This window comes from Streptomyces sp. NPDC036813 (assembly GCF_055609245.1).
On sequence record NZ_JBVJPV010000012.1, the window covers coordinates 86,405 to 103,831 of the forward strand.

The 17,427-nt window shown below is 70.8% G+C and carries 19 protein-coding genes; 15 read left to right on the forward strand and 4 right to left on the reverse strand.

All coding sequences use genetic code 11. The annotated features are described in order from the left end of the window. Positions 1 to 14 precede the first annotated feature (14 nt). The 4 genes from ACZ67Q_RS24450 to ACZ67Q_RS24465 form a co-directional block, all read right to left on the reverse strand. Positions 15 to 548 carry a hypothetical protein gene (locus ACZ67Q_RS24450; RefSeq protein ID WP_471185737.1) on the reverse strand — a complete coding sequence of 178 codons (534 nt, stop codon included), beginning with the start codon at positions 546 to 548 and terminating at the stop codon, positions 15 to 17. A 68-nt stretch (positions 549 to 616) separates the two neighbouring features. Beyond that, the gene (locus tag ACZ67Q_RS24455) at positions 617 to 1,081 is read right to left on the reverse strand and encodes a hypothetical protein (protein WP_471185740.1); all 465 of its coding nucleotides are present in this window, start codon (positions 1,079 to 1,081) and stop codon (positions 617 to 619) included. A gap of 53 nt (positions 1,082 to 1,134) precedes the next feature. Next, entirely contained in the window at positions 1,135 to 2,031 is an 897-nt protein-coding gene (locus ACZ67Q_RS24460; RefSeq protein WP_471186149.1) for a hypothetical protein, read from the reverse strand. A 149-nt stretch (positions 2,032 to 2,180) separates the two neighbouring features. Next, entirely contained in the window at positions 2,181 to 2,831 is a 651-nt protein-coding gene (locus ACZ67Q_RS24465) for a hypothetical protein (RefSeq protein ID WP_471185742.1), read from the reverse strand. Positions 2,832 to 3,630: 799 nt separating this feature from the next. Here ACZ67Q_RS24465 and ACZ67Q_RS24470 point away from each other — a divergent pair. The 15 genes from ACZ67Q_RS24470 (at position 3,631) to ACZ67Q_RS24540 (ending at position 17,370) form a co-directional block, all read left to right on the forward strand. Further along, entirely contained in the window at positions 3,631 to 4,356 is a 726-nt protein-coding gene (locus ACZ67Q_RS24470; RefSeq protein WP_471185745.1) for a hypothetical protein, read from the forward strand. A gap of 17 nt (positions 4,357 to 4,373) precedes the next feature. After that, positions 4,374 to 5,222, forward strand: coding sequence for a hypothetical protein (locus tag ACZ67Q_RS24475; protein ID WP_471185747.1), 849 nt, complete (start codon positions 4,374 to 4,376; stop codon positions 5,220 to 5,222). Further along, entirely contained in the window at positions 5,219 to 6,526 is a 1,308-nt protein-coding gene (locus tag ACZ67Q_RS24480) for a CpaF family protein (protein ID WP_471185749.1), read from the forward strand. The genes ACZ67Q_RS24475 and ACZ67Q_RS24480 overlap by 4 nt, the downstream gene beginning before the upstream one ends. Positions 6,527 to 6,567: 41 nt before the next feature. Continuing rightward, positions 6,568 to 7,500 (forward strand): type II secretion system F family protein, encoded by a 933-nt coding sequence (locus ACZ67Q_RS24485; RefSeq protein WP_471186152.1) that lies wholly within the window; start codon positions 6,568 to 6,570, stop codon positions 7,498 to 7,500. Next, positions 7,497 to 8,417 carry a type II secretion system F family protein gene (locus tag ACZ67Q_RS24490; protein WP_471185751.1) on the forward strand — a complete coding sequence of 307 codons (921 nt, stop codon included), beginning with the start codon at positions 7,497 to 7,499 and terminating at the stop codon, positions 8,415 to 8,417. Before ACZ67Q_RS24485 ends, ACZ67Q_RS24490 begins: the two co-directional genes overlap by 4 nt. Before the next feature lie 75 nt (positions 8,418 to 8,492). Next, positions 8,493 to 8,744: a hypothetical protein gene (locus tag ACZ67Q_RS24495; protein ID WP_103780267.1), complete on the forward strand. Its 252-nt coding sequence runs from the start codon at positions 8,493 to 8,495 to the stop codon at positions 8,742 to 8,744. A gap of 50 nt (positions 8,745 to 8,794) precedes the next feature. After that, positions 8,795 to 9,256, forward strand: a complete 462-nt coding sequence (locus ACZ67Q_RS24500) for a TadE family protein (protein ID WP_471186154.1) — start codon at positions 8,795 to 8,797, stop codon at positions 9,254 to 9,256. Continuing rightward, positions 9,257 to 9,676 (forward strand): TadE/TadG family type IV pilus assembly protein, encoded by a 420-nt coding sequence (locus ACZ67Q_RS24505; protein WP_471185753.1) that lies wholly within the window; start codon positions 9,257 to 9,259, stop codon positions 9,674 to 9,676. It abuts the gene before it with no gap. After that, a complete protein-coding gene (locus tag ACZ67Q_RS24510) occupies positions 9,673 to 10,122 on the forward strand; it encodes a TadE/TadG family type IV pilus assembly protein (protein WP_471185755.1) in 450 nt (149 codons plus the stop codon). The genes ACZ67Q_RS24505 and ACZ67Q_RS24510 overlap by 4 nt, the downstream gene beginning before the upstream one ends. Positions 10,123 to 10,177: 55 nt before the next feature. Next, positions 10,178 to 10,819, forward strand: coding sequence for a hypothetical protein (locus ACZ67Q_RS24515; RefSeq protein ID WP_471185758.1), 642 nt, complete (start codon positions 10,178 to 10,180; stop codon positions 10,817 to 10,819). A 62-nt stretch (positions 10,820 to 10,881) separates the two neighbouring features. Beyond that, on the forward strand, positions 10,882 to 11,535 hold the full coding sequence (locus ACZ67Q_RS24520; protein WP_471185759.1) for a hypothetical protein: 654 nt from the start codon (positions 10,882 to 10,884) through the stop codon (positions 11,533 to 11,535). A 47-nt stretch (positions 11,536 to 11,582) separates the two neighbouring features. Beyond that, complete coding sequence (locus tag ACZ67Q_RS24525; protein ID WP_471185762.1) at positions 11,583 to 12,560, forward strand: hypothetical protein; 978 nt, start codon at positions 11,583 to 11,585, stop codon at positions 12,558 to 12,560. A 23-nt stretch (positions 12,561 to 12,583) separates the two neighbouring features. Next, on the forward strand, positions 12,584 to 13,078 hold the full coding sequence (locus ACZ67Q_RS24530; protein ID WP_471185764.1) for a hypothetical protein: 495 nt from the start codon (positions 12,584 to 12,586) through the stop codon (positions 13,076 to 13,078). A gap of 552 nt (positions 13,079 to 13,630) precedes the next feature. Beyond that, the gene (locus ACZ67Q_RS24535; RefSeq protein WP_471185767.1) at positions 13,631 to 16,621 is read left to right on the forward strand and encodes a BTAD domain-containing putative transcriptional regulator; all 2,991 of its coding nucleotides are present in this window, start codon (positions 13,631 to 13,633) and stop codon (positions 16,619 to 16,621) included. Beyond that, on the forward strand, positions 16,618 to 17,370 hold the full coding sequence (locus ACZ67Q_RS24540; protein ID WP_471185769.1) for a prepilin peptidase: 753 nt from the start codon (positions 16,618 to 16,620) through the stop codon (positions 17,368 to 17,370). Before ACZ67Q_RS24535 ends, ACZ67Q_RS24540 begins: the two co-directional genes overlap by 4 nt. The last annotated feature ends 57 nt before the right edge of the window (positions 17,371 to 17,427 follow it).

Consider the following 17,427-nt stretch of genomic DNA (forward strand, 5'->3'; position numbering starts at 1 on the left):
CGCCATCAGCCGCGTCAGGATTTGTGCCAGTCCGGGTTGCGCAGACAGTCGGTGACCACGGTCGCGCCGAGAGTCTGGCTGATCTTGCCCGAGGTGAGCTTGAAGGGTGAGGCGGAGATGATGACGCTGCCGTGCATGCCGCTCTTCTTCACCCTCCGCTCGTAGCCGTCTGGTTCGTCGGGCGAGACGGTATCTCCCTGCTGCACGGTCCACCCGCGACCGGTCAGGTGTCTCACGACCGCCTCCACCAGGTCCTTGGACCCGCGTTTGTCCGTGGGATCACCGGGGGCGGTCAGATAGAGCGTGCCCGTGCGCTTGCTGCCGTCCTTGCTGTCGAGCACGTCGAGGCCTCCGCAGTCATCGGCGCCGGAACTCTCGTCCAGCTCCACGTGCGGCATCGTGGCCTGCAAGGCACTGGTGACGTCGGGCCGCATGGCCTCGAGAGCATCGGTATAGGTCGGCCCCGACCCTTCCTTCCTGTCCTTTCCGGGCCCCCCGGGCAGTGCCGAGCACCCGGCAATCGTGCTGACGAAGGCGGCGACGGTCACGACCGTCCTCACCACTTGCTGCGCTCGCATCTGAAGTTCCCCCTGTTGCATGCGGCTGCTCGGGCGGGTCAGGCCCCGAGGCAGGCGGTGTTTCCGGTGAAGGTCAGCCCCTGGTTGGACGCGTTCAGCAGCCCCTCCGCGTAGCCGGCCTTGTCGATCGTCGCGGCCTGGTCGTCGCTGTCGCTCGGCACCGGAGAGATCTTCCAGCCCTGTTTCTCCAGATACGCGGTGCTCTTGGTGAGGAGTTCCTCGTTGGACTGCCCCTCGTCCGGGTCCCAGCCGGCGATACGGACGGTGAGCCGGGTGCCGGAGCAACCGGAGCCGGCGGTCGCCGGGCCGAACTCGTCCTTCGGGTATACGGCCTTCGCAGTCGCGGCCTTGATCGCCGCGTGCAGCTCGGTCGAGAGGGACGTCTTGACCTGCTCGCTGCTGACCGGCTTCGCCGTACCGTCGCCGTTGCCGCCGCAGGCGGTGAGCGCGAGTGCGGCAGTGGCGGCTAACGCTGCGGTGATCAGCGGGGGACGGAGGTTCACGGTGACTCCCGGGAGAGGGCCCCGGCCGTCGCGCGGACGGGACCCCCTGCGTCTCAGTGGTTGACGGACTGGATTTCCTGCACCTTGACGTCCTGGGTGTTTCCGAACGTCCCGTTGGGCAGGCTGTGCGGACCGGGATCGCCCGTACCGGTCCACGTGATCTCCCAGGTGACCGTGGCACGCAGCCGGTAGGTGCCGTCGCCCGAGGAACGCAGGTACTTCAGGCCGCACGGCGGTGTCCGGTCGGCCTTGCCCTTGGCGTACGGCTCGCCGATGGAACCGTCGGCGCCGAAGCGGCACTCGCCGGAGCCCGGGTAAATCTCCGCGTCCGGTGTGCCGGGTTCGAGCCTGAGGGAGACGGGCTTGGCCGTTGTGGTGGCCTGGAGGGTGACCCCGCCCACGTTGAGGCTGGCGGTCACCTGCACCGGCTGGAACTTCGCCCGGTCCAGCCACGCCCAGGTGTTCAGGTTCACCTTGGTGACGTTCGCGGGCGCGAGGCTCACCTCGGTGTCCGGGAGGTGAATCCGGTTGTAGGCCAGCTCGGCGAGGACCTGCGGCGTGACGGCGTTGGGGACGTCGGGGGTGGCGCCGTTCTTCACCCAGAACGGCATCTTGTTGCAGACCTGGGCCTCCGGCTCCATCCACCGGTCCTCGTCACGGACGGCGACCCACCAGGTGCCCTCGTCCGCCTTGTCGAGGTTGTAGTTCTTGTAGGTGCCGTCCTTGTAGTCCTCGCGCATCATGCCGACGGCGGCCTTGGCGTAGCTGTGCTGGCCCGGAGTGTTGATCGTCTCGTTGTACATGTCCTCCATGTAGGTGGAGAACTCCTGGGCCGTACGGGGCTCGTACCAGCAGGCGGGCGGCGTCCAGTCGCTGACCGGCGTCACGTTTCCGGTGCCGCCGCCACCGCCCTTGCCGCCGCCTCCGGTACTGCCGGAGAAGCGGACCATGGACACGAGGTCACTCCCGGACCGCCCTCCGCTCGACTGCGCCGAGCCACCCTGTGAGTGACCGCCGCCTCGCTCCGCGAAGGCAACGGCCGGGGTGAGTGCTATCGCCGTTGCCGTCATCCCCGCGAGGAGCCATCTGCTGCGCACCGTCACGGAGTGCACTTGGCGTTCCCCCTCTCCGAAAGCAGGCTTGTCGTCTGCCAGACGCCCTGCTCGTTCCTCTCGACACGCGTGTTGTAGGCGACGTACGAGTTCTTCGTAGCAGCGGTCTTGTCCGCCTTGTTGGTCTTACGGTCCTTGTCGAACGCCTTGCTCTCGTCCGCGCAATAAGCAAGGGCCGCCGTGCTCTTGTCCACCATGACGAGATCGGGGTTGTAGAAGCGCACCGTGCCCGTGATCGACTTACCGTCCTTCACGTAGCCCTGGACCCAGTCGGCGGCACCGGCGAGCGCTTGGCCTTTGTAGTAGAACGCCAGGGCCTCGGCGTTCGGATCCGCGGCGACGATGGCCGCGTCGGTCGCCTTGATGCGCTCCTGGACGTCCGACAGCAACGCGTCCTTGGCCGCGTCGCCGGTCTGCCACCCCTCGAAGACGTCCTTGACGTCACTGGGCAGGGTGACCGCCGGGCGTTTCACGGACCCGGACGTACCGGCGCTCGGCGAAGCCTTCGTCGGCTCCCCCTTGTCCGCGCCTGCGATCGTGTCGTTGCCCTTGGACGTATCCCCGCTCCCGCATGCCGTCAGCAGCAGAGCTGCGGTTGCGGCGAGCGCGGCAGCAACGGGCAGAGAACGGCGGTTCACGGGCAGCTCCCGGTGGGGCGAGGGTCAAGTCAGGGACAGGGACGTTACCGGTGTGCTTCTCGGTTTCGCCAGAGCGAATCCGGTGAAGCGCCCCGGGGTCGCGCACGGCGACCGTATGCGGATGAGCGTTCCGGGTGAGGCCACAGGCGCGCAATGAGTATCCGTACTCATGTCTTTGCCACAGCGGGGAGTTGAGACTGTCGGGGTGTCCGAGACCAGCGCCCGGAGCTCAGCCCGGCCTCGCGTTCTGCGCCTTGAGAATCGTCGCGTTCAGCTTCGCGTCGCTCCAGGTTCCGTTCGCGATGGCCATGCCGTTCACCGAGAAGTTCACAGCCACGGCGTCGCCGGCGCGGACGGGCTCGGTGCGGCGGGGAACCCGCCCCCGGGACGCAGATCGCGAGGGTGAGGTGGGTGGCATGCCCGATCCGTGCCGCTGTGAGCGAACCGTGCAGAAGTGATGCGTGGCCGGTGACGAAGAGTCGTCGGCGTACAGGGAGCAGCCGCCGACGGGCCCGGTCGCGGATTCGCTGCCGCACAGCGAGTTGGTGGGTCACTGTCCATTGTTCAACGGCAGGTCACGCGTTCGTGGTTGCAGAAGTACAACCGAACGGTCGCGTGCTTCGAGGGAACGAGCTCGCCTTGAGGGCCTTATGTGCGGCTGATACCGTGCGATCGCTTGACACTCGCCCTCGCGCAGGTTAAACGCACTGATCCGAGTGGATCTCTGGCGAAGTGTCCGGATTGCAATGAAGGCAAAGAAGTTGGCCGACAACAGCTTGGGTGTACGGGGAGCGGTTGCGTGAAGATCCAGGAGCGTACGGGGGCGGGCGCGGGACGTTCCGCGGCTCCGGCTCAGCCGTCGGTCGGTGACCGGCTTCCCACGCCGCCGCGGGAGCGCAAGCCGGCGCTCGCGGCGCTCGCGGTCCTGCTGATCCTGGTGGGCGCGCTGGGGGCGACGATGCTCGTGCTGCGCGCCGGTGACCGGATCGAGGTCATCAAGGTGACCAAGGACATCCAGGCCGGTGAGTCCGTCGGCACGGACAACACGACCTCCGTGATGGTCGCCGACGACGACAGCATCCACTACGTCAAGTGGGAGCAGCTGTCTGCGCTCAGCAAGCTCAAGGCCAAGTCCACCATCTACGCGGGCACGGTCGTGGTGGGCGACATGTTCGCCGCGAAGGCCGAGATCCCCGCCGGCAAGGCCTCCGTGGGTCTCGCGCTGAAGGAGGGCCAGTACCCCTCCACCATCAAGGCGGGTGACCACGTCGCCGTCTACAACGTGGACGCCTCCGCTGCCGGCTCGTCCTCCGGCAAGACCGGTACCGGTTCCTCCTCCTCGTCGTCCTCCGGCGGCCTGCTCGTGGCGAACGCGCTCGTCAACGACGTCAAGGACAGCAGCGACGCCACCGTCAGCACCGGCAACCTCTCCCTGACCCTCCTCGTCGACCAGGCGGACGCCGCCGCCGTGGCGCGTGCCGCCTCGGCGAACGCGGTCGCCATCGTGCGCGTCTCCGGCAACTAGAAGGCGGCACCCGACCCATGGCCCTCATCGCCCTCGCCGCCGACAAGGGTTCCCCCGGCGTCACCACCGCGGCCGTCGCCCTCGCGGCGGTCTGGCCGCGGCGCGTGCTGCTGGCCGAGACCGACCCGGCCGGCGGCGACCTCGTCTACCGCAGCGCCGCCGCGCACGGCGGACCGCTCAACCCGAACCTCGGCATGCTGTCGATCGCCGCGACCGCGCGCCGCGGCCTCGTCCCCGACCAGCTGTGGGACCACGTCCAGCCGCTCAGCGGCGGTCTGGAGGTGCTCGTCGGCCTCGGTGTCGCCGAGCAGGCCGCGGGCCTGACCGGGCTGTGGCCGACCCTCGGACACGCCTTCGCCTCGCTCGCCGACTCCCCGCACGCCCCCGCCGACGTCATCGCCGACTGCGGCCGGGTCAGCGGGGACACCCCGGCCGTCGAGCTGTTCCCGCACGCCGCGCTGGTGCTGCTGATCGCCCGTACCGAGGCCGAGTCCCTGGCCCGCGTCCGGGACCGGGCCGCCGCCCTCGCCGCCAAGCTGCACGGCGGGCCGCGCGGGGCCGCGAGCCTGGCCAACCCGGTCATCGGCGTCGTCCTGGTCGCCGACCCGAACAACGCGGGCAAGCTGGTCAACCAGGTCAACGACATGCTCGTCCACGCGCAGACCGGCGCCCGGGTGGTCGGCACCATCGCCGACGACCCGGCCGGCGCCGAGCAGCTCGCCGGCCGCCGGCGCGGCCGCCTCGACAAGTCGCTGCTGATCCGCTCCGCCCGCAAGGTCACCGCCGACCTCTACCAGACCTACGGCGCCGCCTGGTCCGTGCCCGCGAACGGGCCGATGAACGGGCACGCGGGGGCCGGGCGATGACCGCTGTCGACCACCAGTTGGTCAAGCGGTTCCGCCAGGACGCCGGTGACCGCATCGCCGAGCAGCGACGTCTGGACCAGGCGAGCGGTGTCACGCCGATGTCCAGCGAGGACGAGCGGCAGTACGCCCGCGCCGTCATCGCCCAGATACTCGAGGAGTACGCCCGCTCCGAGATCAACGCGGGCCGTACTCCGCTGGACGCGGAGACCGAGGAGCAGTACGCGGCCGCCGTGCACGCGGCGCTGTTCGGCGTCGGCCGGCTCCAGCCGCTGCTGGACGACCCGCAGGTCGAGAACATCGACATCAACGGCTGCGACCAGGTCTTCATCGGCTACGCCGACGGCCGCGAGGCCAAGGGCGAGCCGGTCGCCGAGACCGACGAGGAGCTCATCGAGCTGATCCAGGTGCTCGGCGCGTACTCCGGTCTGTCCTCGCGTCCCTTCGACTCCGCGAACCCGCAGCTCGACCTCAGGCTGCCGGACGGCTCGCGTCTGTCGGCCGTGATGGACGTCGCCCGGCGGCCCGCGCTGTCCATCCGCCGGGCCCGCATGGGCAAGGTGTTCATCTCCGACCTGGTCGGCAACGGCACCCTCACCCCCGAGCTCGGGCACTTCCTGGCCTGCGCGGTCCGCGCCCGCAAGAACATCATGATCGCTGGCGCGACCAACGCCGGTAAGACGACGCTGCTGCGCGCCCTCGCCAACGAGATCCCGCCCAACGAGCGCCTCATCACCGTCGAGCGCGCCCTGGAGCTGGGCCTGGACACCTTCCCCGACCTCCACCCGAATGTCGTCGCGTTCGAGGAGCGGCTGCCCAACTCCGAGGGGCAGGGCTCCATCTCGATGGCCGAACTGGTGCGCCGCTCGCTGCGTATGAACCCCTCCCGGGTCATCGTCGGTGAGGTCCTCGGCGACGAGATCGTCACCATGCTGAACGCGATGTCGCAGGGCAACGACGGCTCGCTGTCCACGATCCACGCCAACAGCTCGCACGAGGTGTTCAACCGCATCTCCACCTACGCCCTGCAGGCCACCGAGCGGCTGCCCATCGAGGCCAGCCAGATGCTCATCGCGGGCGCGGTGAACTTCGTCGTCTTCATCCAGCGGCGCAACAACTACCAGACCGGCGGCCGACTCCAGCGCATGGTCACCTCCGTGCGCGAGGTCAACGGCGTCGACGGGCGCGTGCTGTCCAGCGAGGTGTTCGCGGAGGCGCCCGACGGCCGTGTCGTCCCGCATGCGCCCATCGCCTGCCTGGAGGACCTCATCGCACACGGCTACCAGCCGCACGGAACGTGGGGGTGAGCGGCATGACGACCACCATGGCCCTCGGTTCGCTCGGCGCGATGGGCGGGCTGTTCTCCACGACCGTCCTGTACGCCCTCGCCTGCGGCGTCGCCGTCGGCGGCGGACTCGCCCTGCTCATGCTCGCGATCCGCGGCCTGCCCGCGAAGCCCGAGCACGAGAAGCGACAAGCGAGCGAGCGCGCGAACGAGCTGCTCCGCTTCGCCGGGCAGCGCGGCTCGCTCGCCGCCATCGTCGGCCTGGCCGTGCTGCTGCTGACCCGCTGGGTCGTGGCCGGCGCCGCCGCGGCCGTCCTCGTCTTCTTCTGGGACCGCCTCTTCGGCGGCGCGGCGGAGGAACGTGCCGCCATGAAGCGCGTGGAGGCCCTCGCCTCCTGGACGGAGTCGCTGCGCGACACCATCGCCGGCGCGGTCGGCCTGGAACAGGCCATCCCGGCGTCCGCACGCGCCGCCGCTCCCATCCTGCGCCCCCACCTGGACGCCCTCGTCGACCGGCTGCGCTCCCGCACCCCGCTGCCGGACGCGCTGCAGCTGCTCGCCGACGAGATCGACGACGCCTCCGCCGACATCATCGTCGCCGCCCTCATCCTCAACGCCCGGCTGCGTGGCCCCGGTCTGCGGCAGGTGCTCGGCGCGCTCGCCAAGTCGGCGCGCGAGGAGGTCGACATGCGGCAGCGCGTGATGGCGCAGCGCGCCTCGACCCGCCGTTCGGTGCAGATCGTCGTCGCGGTGTCCATCGCGTTCGTGCTCGGCCTGTCCATCTTCAACCGGGACTTCGTCTCTCCCTACGGCACGCCGGTCGGCCAGCTCGTGCTGGCCTGCGTGTGCGGCCTGTTCGCGCTCGGCTTCTGGTGGCTGCGCAAGCTGTCCACCATCGAGACGCCCGAGCGTTTCCTGGTGCGCGACGAGTCGTCGGTGCAGTTCGTCCGTCCCCGCACGCCCGTGCAGCAGCAGGAGGAAGGGGTACGCCGGTGAACCTCACGATGCCGATCGTGGTCGGCGTGGTCTTCGGCCTGGGCGTCTACGCCCTCGTCCGCGCCCTGATGCCGAGCAAGCGCAGCGCGCTGCAGCAGGTCGCGCGGATCGACGCGATGCGGGCGCGCGGCTCGGCGTACGAGACGCAGACGCGGGCCCAGGAGAGCGGGCGGCTCGGGTCGCTGCGGGCTCAGGTCGGCAGCCGGGTCGCGGAGTTCTACCTCCAGCAGGGCTGGGAGCAGCGCTCGTTGCGCGCCGACCTCGCGGTGCTGGACCGCAGCTGGGAGAAGTTCCTGGCGACCAAGGCGCTGCTGGGGGTGGCGGGCCTGTTCTTCGGCCCGTTCCTGTTCGCGGTGGTGTGGACGCTGGGCTTCGGCAAGAGCCCGATCATCCCGGTGTGGCTGGCGCTGATGTGCGGCGCGCTGTTCTTCTTCCTGCCCGACCTTGAGGTACGGCGCGACGCCGCCGACAAGCGGCGTGACCTCAGGCGCGTCATCGGGGCGTATCTCGACCTGGTGTCGATGAGCCTGGCCGGCGGCCGCGGTCTGCCCGAGGCGCTGATGGCGGCGGCGGAGATCTCCGACGGCTGGGCCAACCAGCGCATCAAGTACGCCCTGGCCGACGCCCGGATCACCGGCGTCAGCCAGTGGCAGGCGCTCGGGGCGCTCGGCGAGGAACTGGGCGTGGAGGAGCTGAAGGACCTCTCGGCCTCCCTGGCCCTGGTCGCCGACGACGGCGCGAAGGTCCGCGAGTCCCTCGCCTCCCGGGCCGAGACGATGCGCCACCGCGAGCTCTCCGAGATCGAGGGCAGCGCGGGCGAGAAGTCGCAGTCGATGCTCGTCGCCCAGCTGCTGCTGTGCGCGGGTTTCCTGGTGTTCCTGATCTTCCCGGCGGCGATGCGGGTGTTCCAGGTCTGACGTCTCACCTCCGCACACAGCCTTCAGCCAACCGTTTGCCAGCCTTCGATTAGGACTTCGAGAGGACAACTCACCATGAACGGACGGAACTTCTCCACCGGCATCCCCGCCGTGGACTTCCTGGTCACCTTCCTGCGCGGCCGCGTCGAGCGCGCCCGCTCCGGCGAGCTGGACCGCGGTGCCTCCGCGGTCGAGTGGGTCATCATCTCCGCGGTCGTCGTGGCGATCGTCGGCGTGGTGGCCGCGATCATCAACGCCGCGCTGAGCGAGGGCGCCAACAAGGTCGGCGACTGCATCAAGGGCGCGGACGCGGGCAAGACCTGCTGATCCGTCGTACGGGACACGACGGGTCGTACGGATTCAACGGGGTGACGGGGTTGCACGTGGGCGTGGGCAGATGGGTGCGCCGCAGGGTGTCGGCCGTACGCGAGGCGGCGGCCCACCGCGGCGACTCCGGCATGACGGCGATCGAGTTCGTGCTGCTCACCCCCGTCCTGTTCTTCATGATCTTCGCCACGGTGCAGTTCGCGCTGTACTTCTTCGCCGACCACGTGGCCCAGGCGGCGGCCCAGGCCGGCGCCCGCAAGGCCCGGGCGACGGCGCACGAGGAGCCGGGCGCGTGGCGGGGCAAGGCACGTGACGTGGTCGACGACTACATCCGCCAGCTCGGCCCGCAGCTGGTGCTGTCGCCGGACGTGAAGCTGATCCAGCCGGAGCAGAACACGGTCGGCGTGGAGATCTCGGCCCGTATCCCGACGGTGTTCCCGGGCCTGGACCTGACGGTGCACGCGCAGTCGGCGGGGCCGGTGGAGCGGTTCGTGCGGGAGGGGGAGAGGTAGATGGGCTCCCTGAGAGAACGTCTGCGGCGCGACGACCGGGGCCTGTCCACGGTCGAGGTCGTGATCCTGGCCCCGGTGATGATCCTCTTCATCCTGGTGCTGGTGGCCTTCGGGCAGCTGGTCGAGGGGCGTGGAGCCCTCGACGGCGCGGCGCGGGACGCGGCGCGCGCGGGGTCCATCCAGAAGGACCACGGCACGGCCATGGCGGAGGCGCGCAAGGCCGCGGAGGCGGATCTGGCGGACGTATGTTCCGGCCCGGTGTCGGTCGTACAGACGAGCCCGGGCTTCGCGCCGGACACCATCTTCACGGTCGAGGTCAGCTGCCAGGTGCGGGGCCTGGCGATGCTCGGCCTGAACGTGCCGACGACCCTGACGGCGAGCTTCAGCTCCCCGCTGGACCCGTTCCGGAGGTCGGCGTGAAGCGGTGGTGGCAGGGGCGTCTGTCCCGCCTGGACGACCGGGGCTCGGGCGCCGGCGCGGTGATCATCTTCGCGCTGGTCTTCCTGGCGCTGTCGGCGTTCGTCATCGACGGCGGTCTGTCCATCTCCAAACGGGAGCGGGCGGCCGACATCGCGGAACAGGCGGCGCGGTACGCCGCGCAGGACATCGACAAGGAAGCCCTCTACGACAACGTGGGCGGCCCGGCACCGATCAACTACCAGAACTGCGACGCCCGCGTGAAGGCCTTCGCCCGCGAGATGGACATGACCGGCGCGGACATCGCCGCGACCCACTGCGTGGCGGCCGACGCCCAGCAGGTCGAGGTCGAGGTCCAGCTGACGTACAGCCCGGTGTTCAGCGGCATGTTCTACGGCGGCGACGTGGTGGTCCACGGCCAGGCGGTAGCGGAGAACGAGGTGGGCTGACGTCTTGATGCCGCTTGCTGTGCACTCGCTCAACCCCCGACGGAGTCTCACCCTCATGCACTCACGATCGACGGCCGCAGTCCTTCTCACCGCGTCAGCCCTGCTCGTCACCGCTTGCGGCGGCTCCGGCTCCCAGGACACGCAGGCCAAGCCCCGCAGTCCGCACGCAACCGCCTCCGCGACGTCCGCTGCATCTCCCGCCGCGGACTCCATTGACCGGCCTGAGATCAAGTTGCCGAGCGACGTGCAGGACGTCTTCGAAGGGGGAAGGACTGGTGACCCGACCAAGGACGCCGTCCTGGCGGACAATGCCCGGCGTATCAGCTCGCTCACAGAGGCGATCACCGTGGACGCCAAGGAGCACCCGGCTCTGAGGTTCTATTCCAAGGGTGACGCTCTCGTGTCGGCCGCCCTCTTCATCAAGTCGTTCTATGACAGGGGGCGCAGCTACGCCGGCAAGGCCCGCTACTACGACCGTGAGGTGAAGCTGCTCGGGGATGGTGTCGCCCAGGTCGCCTACTGTGAGGACGGGACGCAAACCTACCCGAAGGACCGGAGTACAGGCGCGGTCGACCGTTCCGTCAAGGCGTCGGCCGGCGACTACGTCTTCTACGTCACCAGGTTGGAGCGGGACAGCCGAGGCGTGTGGCAGGCGACGAGCGTGTCCTCCACCGGGTCGGCGAAGAGGTGCATGTGATGCATCGTCCGGTGGACCCCCTCTGCTCTTCCCTGCGCGAACCCCTACGGAGGTACAACCCCATGCGCACACGCACGACGGCGGCTGCGGCTGCCCTGACGACGGCGGCGGTCCTGCTGCTGTCCGCCTGCGGCGGCGGCTCGGACTCCGCCGGCAACGACAAGATCGCGGGCGCGGACACGGGGGCGTCGGCGAGCGCGTCGCCGACGCCTTCGGCGAGCGCGGACGGGATCAAGCGGCCGGAGATCAAGTTGCCGGGCGATGTGAAGAACGTCTTCGACGGCGGTCCTACGGGTGACCCGGTCAAGGACGCTGTGCTCGCCGACAACGAGCGAATGATCAACTCGATCGACGAGGCCGTCACCGTCGACGCCAAGGAACACCCGGCGCTGAAGTTCTACAACAAGGGCAACGCGCTGATCTCCGCCGCCTCGTACATCCAGTCCTTCTACGACTCGGGGACGACATGGACGGGAGAGACCCGGTACTTCAACCGCGAGGTCACGCTCAAGGGCGCGGCCGCGGCCACGATGACGTACTGCAGCGACGAGACCAAGTCCTACAGCAAGGACCGCAAGACGAAGAAGGTCACCATGTCGCCGGGTGACGCGGACGACTACGTCTCCTACAGCGCGCGCATGGAGAAGAACACTCAGGGTGTTTGGCAGACCGTGAACGTCACATCCAAGCGAGGGGCCCAGAAGTGCCAGCCGTGAGCCGTAGCAAGTCACGAATCCTTGTCGCCGCGTCCATCGCAGTCCCGTTGGCTCTTTTTCCGGCGGTGTCGTACGCCGGGGACAAGACGCACGGGGGAACCAGCCTGGGTACCGCGAACGGCAACCGCAGCGGTAACAAGATCACCGTAGAGACCAAGATCCAGACCACCGTCAACGGCGGCAGCAGTGGCGGCAAGACCGGCACGCTCTCCTCGACGGACTCCAACTGGACGCCGCCCGCCTGCTGGTATGAGCCCGCGTTCTCGCCCAAGGAGATCGAGTCGGACGTCAAGACCTGGCGCTCGTTCACCTTCTTCGGGATCGGCAATGTGGTCGGCGACTTGCTGGACTCGTACTACAAGGACGGAAACCCCTACAAGGACTACAACCTGGACAAGCAGGGCAAGGGCATGTTCTGGGCGGCCGTTGTCAACCCGAACCGCAAGGACGACCCCGAGGCCAGTGCCTGCGACAGGATGCCCTTCTGGGTGGACAACGGCCAGCCCCCGAAGGAACCCCTCGCCGTCAGCCCGAAGGTCCTCGCCGAGTACGCCTACGACGAGCTGCCCATCCCGGAGACCAAGGTCGAGATGGCCCCGGCCGGGACCTCCACGGTGAACCTGCCGACCTGGATATGGCTGAACAAGGCCGACTTCCACCCGGTCTCCGTCACCGCCAGCCTCCCCGGCACCGGCCTGTCGGCGACCACCACCGCCACACCCGAGTCCCTGCACATCGACCCGGGCACCAGCGACGCCGAGACCTTCCCGGCATCCGGTGACTGCACGTTCGAGGGTGGCTCCATCGGTGAGCCGTACGCCAAGGGCAAGGCGAACCAGACCCCGCCCTGCGGCGTCCGCTACCTCCGCTCGACCGGCGCCAACGGCTCCTACGCGCTGAAGGCCACCGTCACCTGGAAGATCACCTGGACCAGTACCACCGGCGAGGGTGACCGCCTGCCCGACGGCACCTTCGGTGCCACCCAGAACGTGACCGTGCGCGAGATCCAGTCGGTCAACCGCTGAGCGAGCAGGGCCGGAAGGAACCCATGCTGTACGAAGAGAAGATCCCCAAGACCTGGCTGGCGATCACCACCGTGCTCTACCTGGTCGGTGTCGCCGCCATGGGCGCGGGCAGCCTGCCCGACGACTTCGGCCTGTGGCTCGGCCTGTCGGCGATGTTCCTGGTGCTGATCTGGGTGCCGTTCAACGCCGTGCCGCTGTCGAAGTACTTCTTCAACCGCATCCAGATCGACGGGCAGACCCTGCGCGTCGGCCGGGAACGCATCGCCCTCGCGGACCTAGACCCCGCCGGCGTGTACGCGGCGTCCCAGCAGGCGGTGCCGACGGCCCCGCAGCGCTACGCGACGTCGCTGAACACCAACGCGCCGGTCCAGGCCCGACTGGTCGGCGGCGGTTGGAGCGTGCCCATGGGAATGGACAGCGTGGTCCTCACCACCCGCCGCGGCGAGGCCCTGACCATCGCCACCCGCGACCGCACGGCGTTCCTGGCGGCCCTGGGCAGTGCCGTCGGCGCCCGGTGAACCGATGACCAGCCCGCCGCTCGCGACGACCACGCCCGGCGAGGGCCGACGGCTCACGGCGGTGTCCCTCGACGCCTTCCTCCCCGTGGCCGTCGGTCTCGCGGCCGTGGCCGTCATCGGCGTGCGCACAAGCGAGGGCCCGTCGGCGTTGCACCTGACGCGACGTGGGGCAGCACGACGTGCCGCACGCCCCGAAGCCGGACACCTGACGGGCGAGCGACGAAGTGGCCCTGACGACCGAGCAGTTGGGTGACCTTCGGGTGTATCCGCCCAAGGCGGCCCGGCCGGCCCGGCGGCATGCCTTCGCTGGGGCAGGTGTGAGGGCCGCGGGGCGGACAACTCCGGCTTCTGCGGCAAGCGGTGAGCAATCCTCCGGGCCGTCCCTGCGGGTGTGTCCCGGTTCCGTCCCGGCCTCTCCGCGCTGTCAGTCCCAGTCCATAAGATCTCTGTAGGCTCAAAGCACCCACCCCACGCACCGACCGTTCCACCCTCACGCACGAGACCCCCCACGCTCCAGATCACCCCTCCACACTCGACCCCAGGACATCCGCCATGGCGCGACGCAGGACTTCCAGCTCGACGGGAAGCTCGGGCAATTCGACGGGCCCGCGGAACCGGACTCCGCAGCAGGTGCGGGTGCGGCGGCGCTCGTTCGGGGACTTCGTGAAGGCGTTCCTCGCCTTTGTCGCCCTCGTCGCGCTCGTCGCCGGGGTTCCCCTCGCGCTGGCCTCGCAGGTCGGCTGGCCGCTGCCCAGCGGTGTGCCCAGTCTCGACTGGCTCCAGCAGGAGATCACCGTCCAGACGTTCCTGCACATCCTGACCGTCGTCGTCTGGCTCGCGTGGGCGCAGTTCACCGCGTGCGTGCTCGTCGAGGTCAAGGCCGCGGTGTCCGGGGTCGGGGTGCCGGGGCGGGTGCCCGGTGCCGGGCCGAGCCAGCTGCTCGCGCGGCAGCTCGTTGCCGCACTGCTGCTCGTCGGCGCCACCGCCGCCAGCCTCACGCCGGGACTGTCGCAGCTGGGCCACAGCCTGGAGGGCAACCAGAAGCCGACCGTCGCCGCCGCCCAGCAGACGCCGGGGCTGTTCGCGCAGACGCAGGAGCAGACCGCCAACGCCGCCTCCGCGCTCGCGGATCAGGCCGCACACGCGCGTGCCGACAGCCAGGCCAAGCACGGGGACACGAAGTACTACCGGATCCAGCCGCCGGAGGGCCGCCACCACGACTCCCTGTGGGAGATCGCCCAGCGCCACCTGGGCGACGGCCGCCGGTACAAGGAGATCTACGAGCTGAACAAGGACCGGATCCAGCCCGACGGCTCCAGGCTGTCCGAGGCCAGCCTCATCCGGCCCGGCTGGATCATGGAGATGCCCGGTGACGCCCGCGGCGGCGACCTCGTCGAGATGCCCGACGACGCCGCCCAGGTCTCGCCCGAGATCCAGCACCAGATCCACGACTACGCCAAGAGCGGCCACCACGCCCAGGGCGGCCACCACGCCCAGGGCGGCGACCACGCCCAGGGCGGCGGGGCTCAGGACAGTGGTGCTCAGGGCGGGGGCGGTGCGCACGCCTCCGTGCCCGAGCAGCGCCCCGGGCCCGACCAGCGGCACCAGCAGCCGCACCAGCAGCAGGACCAGCGGCAGCAGGCCGCCGACGACGCCTCCTTCCGGCTCGGCCAGGCCCTCCTCGGCGCCCCCCTTCTCGCCGCCGGACTGCTCGGCGCCCTCGGCAGGCGCCGCCGGCAGGCGCTGTGGCAGTCGGCGATCAGCACCGTGCGCGGACGCGGCATGGAGCCGCCCACGCCGACCGGTGACGCGCTCGACGCGCAGGACGCGCTGCTCGTCGGCGCCGACCCCGAGGGCGTACGCCTCCTCGACCGCTCGCTGCGCGGCCTCGCCGCCGCCCTCGCCGCAGAGTCGCGGCCGCTGCCGGTCGTCTACGCGGCCTGGCTGACCGGCGGCGAACTGCACCTGCAGCTCGCCCAGCCCTCCGGCAAGCCGCCCGCGCCCTGGCAGCTCGGGCAGGACCAGACCTTCTGGGTGCTGGCGGGCAGCGACGCCCGCTCCTACGGCGACACCGACACCGCCGCCCCCTACCCGGGCCTGGTCAGCCTCGGCACCATGGACGACTCCCGGCTCCTGCTCAACCTGGAGGCCGTGCCCGGCATCGTCTCGCTGAGCGGCCGCGAGGCCGACCGGGACGCCGTCTTCGCCTCCGTGGCCGCCGAACTCGCCACCAACGGCTGGTCGGACCGCATGACCATCACCCTCGTCGGTTTCGGCGAGGACCTCACCGCCCTCGCCCCCAACCGGCTGCGCCACCTCGACGGCATCGAGGCCCTGCTGGAGACCATGGAGGCCGAGACGCGGCAGCGGCGCGGCGCCCTGGGCGCCGCCGGGCACGACTCGGTGCTCACCGGCCGTACCGGCCCCGCGCAGCACGCCCGCTGGGCACCGCACCTGGTGCTGCTCGCCGCGCAGCCCTCCGCCGAGGACGCCCGCCGGCTCGCCGAGCTGGCCGCCGACGCCAGCCGCCTCGGCATCGGCTACCTCGTCGGCAGCGAGAGCGGCGAACTGCCCGGCGCCGCCTGGGAGATGGAGATCTCCGGCGACGGCAGGCTGCGCGCCCCGCTGCTCGGCCTGGAACTGCAAGCGCAGATGCTGCCCGCCGCGCTGCGGCAGGCGGTCGTCGAGCTGTTCGTCAAGGCCGACCCCGAGCACGGCGGTCCGGACGGGCCGACGACCACCCCGCCGTTCCTCGTCGACGTCAGCGAGCAGGGCCGCCCCGCGGTCTACGCCCGCCTCGTCGGGTCGTACGAGATCATCGGTCTTCAGGCGCCCGACGACGAGCGCAGCGCGCTGCTGCACGAGGCGCTCGCCCTGCTCCTGCTGCACCGCGAGGGCGTGCACCCGCGCGTGCTGTCCTCCGCGCTGTGGCCGCGCGGTGTCACCGACGACGTCCGCGAGGCGCTGCTGGAGCGGCTGCGCGCCTGGCTCGGCACGGACCCGGACGGCACCCGGCGCCTGACCACCGACGCCACCGGTCGGCTCGTCCTCGCCAAGTCGGTCGTCTCCGACCTGGACGTGCTGCGCTCCCTCTACCACGAGGCCACGCAGGGCCGGGGCGTCGACAGCCGCGCCGTGCGCGGACGGCTGCTCACCGACGCGCTCGTCCTGGTGCGCGGCCCGCTGCTCGCCGACCGGCCCGCCGGCCGCTACCGCTGGCTGACGCACGAGATCGTGGACGCCCAGCTTCCGCTGCTCGTCGCCGACATCGGGCTCGCGCTGTCCGAGTTCCACCTGGAGAAGGACCGCGCCGAGCGGGCCATCGAGGCGCTGAACGCCGCGCTGCGGACCGCCCCCGACGACGAGCGCCTGTGGCACGAGCTGCTGCGCGCCACCCACGCCACCGGCGACCCGGAGCGGCTCGCGGCGCTCGCCGGCGATCTCGTCGCCCGCAGCGGGGCACGCGGCGTGCCGCCGCGCACCGAGGCCCTCCTCGACGAGCTGCTGCCGACGTGGCGCGAGGGCGCCGCGGCCGTCGGATGAGCGGCCTGATCCTGGCCGCCGTCGCCGCGCTGTGGGGCGCGGTGGCGGGGGCACGGCTGCCCCGGGCGGCGTACCGCTTCAGCGTGCCCTGTGCCGCGGAGGGCGAGGAGCAGCAGGGCTGGCGTCGGGAGTGTCCGCACGGGCACCCCGTCCGCGGCTGGCTCGGCCCGGCCCGCTGCCGCGCGTGTCCGGCCGAGACGGCGTCGTACGGCCCGCACGCCTGGTGGCCGGCCGTCGTCACCGCCGCGCTGTGCGCCGCGCTCGCCGCCGCCACCGGCACCCGGCCCGAGCTGTTCGTGTGGCTGCTGCTGGCGCCGGTCGGCGTCCTGCTCGCCGTGGTCGACCTGCGGGTGCAGCGGCTGCCCGACCCGCTCACCCTGCCCCTCGCGGGAGCCGCCGCCGCCCTGCTGGGCCTGGTCGCGCTGCTGCCCGAACACGCCGGGCACTGGACGACGGCCCTGCTCGGCGCCCTGGCGCTGGGCGGCGGCTACTTCCTGCTGTTCCTGATCAACCCGGCCGGCATGGCCTTCGGCGACGTGAAGCTGGCGCTCGGCGCGGGCGCCGTACTCGGCTGGTACGGCTGGCCGACGCTGCTGCTCGGCACCTTCGCCGGGTTCCTGTTCGGAGCGCTGTACGGCGGTTTCCTGGTCGTCGCGCGGGGCGCCGGGCGGCGTACGGTGATCGCGTTCGGGCCGTTCCTGCTCGCGGGGGCGTTCGCGGGGATGCTGGTGGGGGCGTACACGGCCTGAGAGCCACCCGGCCGACGGGCAAGGCCAAGGTCAGCCCCGTCAGACCCCTGGCGTACG

What these genes read in the sequence shown, in the direction of transcription:
- ACZ67Q_RS24520 (WP_471185759.1), top strand. Translation starts at nt 10,882, where the DNA reads ATGCGCACACGCACGACGGCGGCTGCGGCTGCCCTGACGACGGCGGCG.
- ACZ67Q_RS24485 (WP_471186152.1), top strand. Translation starts at nt 6,568, where the DNA reads ATGGGCGGGCTGTTCTCCACGACCGTCCTGTACGCCCTCGCCTGCGGC.
- ACZ67Q_RS24535 (WP_471185767.1), top strand. Translation starts at nt 13,631, where the DNA reads ATGGCGCGACGCAGGACTTCCAGCTCGACGGGAAGCTCGGGCAATTCG.
- ACZ67Q_RS24495 (WP_103780267.1), top strand. Translation starts at nt 8,493, where the DNA reads ATGAACGGACGGAACTTCTCCACCGGCATCCCCGCCGTGGACTTCCTG.
- ACZ67Q_RS24540 (WP_471185769.1), top strand. Translation starts at nt 16,618, where the DNA reads ATGAGCGGCCTGATCCTGGCCGCCGTCGCCGCGCTGTGGGGCGCGGTG.
- ACZ67Q_RS24460 (WP_471186149.1), bottom strand. Translation starts at nt 2,031, where the DNA reads ATGGTCCGCTTCTCCGGCAGTACCGGAGGCGGCGGCAAGGGCGGTGGC.
- ACZ67Q_RS24475 (WP_471185747.1), top strand. Translation starts at nt 4,374, where the DNA reads ATGGCCCTCATCGCCCTCGCCGCCGACAAGGGTTCCCCCGGCGTCACC.
- ACZ67Q_RS24530 (WP_471185764.1), top strand. Translation starts at nt 12,584, where the DNA reads ATGCTGTACGAAGAGAAGATCCCCAAGACCTGGCTGGCGATCACCACC.
- ACZ67Q_RS24515 (WP_471185758.1), top strand. Translation starts at nt 10,178, where the DNA reads ATGCACTCACGATCGACGGCCGCAGTCCTTCTCACCGCGTCAGCCCTG.
- ACZ67Q_RS24480 (WP_471185749.1), top strand. Translation starts at nt 5,219, where the DNA reads ATGACCGCTGTCGACCACCAGTTGGTCAAGCGGTTCCGCCAGGACGCC.
- ACZ67Q_RS24505 (WP_471185753.1), top strand. Translation starts at nt 9,257, where the DNA reads ATGGGCTCCCTGAGAGAACGTCTGCGGCGCGACGACCGGGGCCTGTCC.